The organism is Nonomuraea lactucae, assembly GCF_003313395.1.
In the GTDB taxonomy this organism is placed as follows: Bacteria; Actinomycetota; Actinomycetes; order Streptosporangiales; family Streptosporangiaceae; genus Nonomuraea; species Nonomuraea lactucae.
This window is the reverse complement of record NZ_QNFZ01000602.1, coordinates 1-2,238: the sequence shown is the minus strand read 5'-3', so window position 1 is coordinate 2,238 and position 2,238 is coordinate 1. Positions and strand designations below refer to the sequence as shown.

Below are 2,238 nucleotides of genomic sequence, written 5' to 3'. Positions count from 1 at the left end.
GGCGGCGAGCGCGTTGGCCACGTTGTGCGGGGCGAGCGGGCGCACGTCCGCCAGCGTGGCGAGCTCCTCGGCCGCCTCCGCGGGGTCGTCCACGAACGCCCGGTCGACCAGCAGGTCCTCGACCACGCCGACCTGGCCGGGGCGCGGCACCCGCAGGGTGAAGCCGACCGCGCCGGGGTAGGGCGCGGCGAGCCGGGACGCCTCGGGGTCGTCGGCGTTGTAGATCACGGTGCCCGCGCGTTCGAAGACGCGGCCCTTGGCCGCCGCGTACGCCTCCATCGACCCGTGCCAGTCGAGGTGGTCGGGCGCCACGTTGAGGACCGCCGCGGCGTGCGGGGCCAGGGTGCTCGACCAGTGGAGCTGGAAGCTGGACAGCTCGACCGCCAGCACGTCGTACGGCACCTCACGCGGCTCGGTCACGGCCTGGACGACCGGGACGCCCACGTTGCCGACGGCGAGCGCCTCGCGACCGGCGGCCAGCAGGATGGAGGTGAGCATGCGCACGGCGGTGGTCTTGCCGTTGGTGCCGGTCAGGGCGAGCCAGGGGGCCGCGTGGGCGGGGCGCAGCCGCCAGGCGAGCTCGACCTCGCCGACGACCTCGACGCCGGCCCGGAGGGCGGCGGCGATCAGCGGGTGGTGCGGCGCCCACCCGGTGGTGACCAGCCGGGTGGCGTTCTCCGGCAGCAGGGTCTCGCCGAAGCGGACCTCCACCCCGAGCTCGCCGAGTTCGGCGGCGAGCGCGCGCCTTCGCCCGCCCTCGCCCGCCTCCACGACCACGACCCGCTCGCCGCGCCCGGCGAGCGCCCTGGCCACCGCGGTGCCGGAGACGCCGAGCCCGGCGACGCAGGTCAGGCTCACCGTGGCATCCACTCGACGTAGAAGAGGCCGAGCCCGAGGGCGGCGCACAGCATGGCGATCAGCCAGAAGCGGACGACGATCGTGGTCTCCGCCCAGCCCTTCAGCTCGAAGTGGTGCTGCAGGGGCGCCATCCGGAAGACCCGCTTGCGGGTCATCTTGAAGGAGCCGACCTGGATGATCACCGACAGGGTGATGATCACGCACAGCCCGGCGAGGATGATCAGCAGCAGCTGGGTGCGGGTGGCGATCGCCAGGCCGGCGAGCACGCCGCCCAGCGCGAGCGACCCGGTGTCGCCCATGAAGATCTTGGCGGGCGGGGCGTTCCACCACAGGAAGCCGATGAGCGCCCCCAGCACGGCGGCGGCCACCACGGCGAGGTCGAGCGGGTCGCGCACCCAGTAGCAGTTGGGGCCGAGCTGGTCGATGCAGTTGTTGCGCAGCTGCCAGTTGCCGATGAGGATGTACGCGCCGAGCACGACGCCGGTCGCGCCGCTGGCCAGGCCGTCGAGGCCGTCGGTGAGGTTCACCGCGTTGGAGAAGCCGACGATCATGATCAGGACCCAGATGGTGAACCCGACGATGCCGATCGACGGCCCGAAGTCGCGCAGGAAGGACAGCCGGGTCTCGGCGGGCGTGATGCCGTAGACGTTGGCCTGCCGGGTCACCAGAACCGCGAAGACCGCGCCCACGACGAGCTGCCCGAGCGCCTTGGCGCCGCTGCGCAGGCCCAGGCTGCGCTGCTTGTAGATCTTGATGAAGTCGTCGAGGAAGCCGACGGCGCCGAGCCCCGTCATGAGGAACAGCACGAGCATCCCCGACACGGTCGGCGGGGTCAGCGTGGCGACGTGGGAGCCGCCGTAGGCCAGCAGGGAGGCGAGCACGATGACCGTGCCGCCCATGGTGGGGGTGCCGCGCTTGTCGTAGTGGCCCGACGGCCCCTCCTCGCGGATCTCCTGGCCGTAACCGCGCCGGGAGAAGATCCGGATGGCAAGGGGCGTCCCGAGCATCGACAGGATCAGCCCCACCGCACCGGCGATGATGATGTTGGTCACTGGAGGGCACCCCCGAGCAGCAGCTCGGCCGTCCTCTCGAGGCCCATCGCCCGAGGGCCCTTGACGAGCACCACGTCACCCGGCCGCAGCCACGCGGCCACCTGGGCCGCGGCGGCCTCGGCGTCGGGCACGTGGACGATCGGCAGCGCCGTCCCACCGCCCGGCATGATCGGCACCGCCGTGCCACCGCCCGACACGCCGCCCATTCCGGATATGTCCGGTGAGACGTCGGACGTGGCCCCGCGCGAGCCGCCGGCAGCGGCGGCGAAGGCGCCGTCGAGGACGGGCCCGGCGTCGGGGCCCGCCACGACGAGACCCGACAGCCCCG

The 2,238-nt window shown here is 73.2% G+C and carries 2 protein-coding genes and 1 pseudogene; all 3 read right to left on the bottom strand.

Going from position 1 to position 2,238, the window contains the following annotated elements:
- On the bottom strand, positions 1–858 hold an 858-nt coding region (locus DQW85_RS24110; RefSeq protein WP_275888249.1), incomplete at its 3' end, for a Mur ligase family protein.
- Positions 855–1,910 carry a phospho-N-acetylmuramoyl-pentapeptide-transferase gene (gene mraY / locus DQW85_RS24105; RefSeq protein WP_113702325.1) on the bottom strand — a complete coding sequence of 352 codons (1,056 nt, stop codon included), beginning with the start codon at positions 1,908–1,910 and terminating at the stop codon, positions 855–857. The genes DQW85_RS24110 and mraY, both read right to left, overlap by 4 nt.
- Positions 1,907–2,238: pseudogene (locus tag DQW85_RS24100) on the bottom strand (hypothetical protein); the annotation flags it as partial. The gene mraY and the pseudogene DQW85_RS24100, both read right to left, overlap by 4 nt.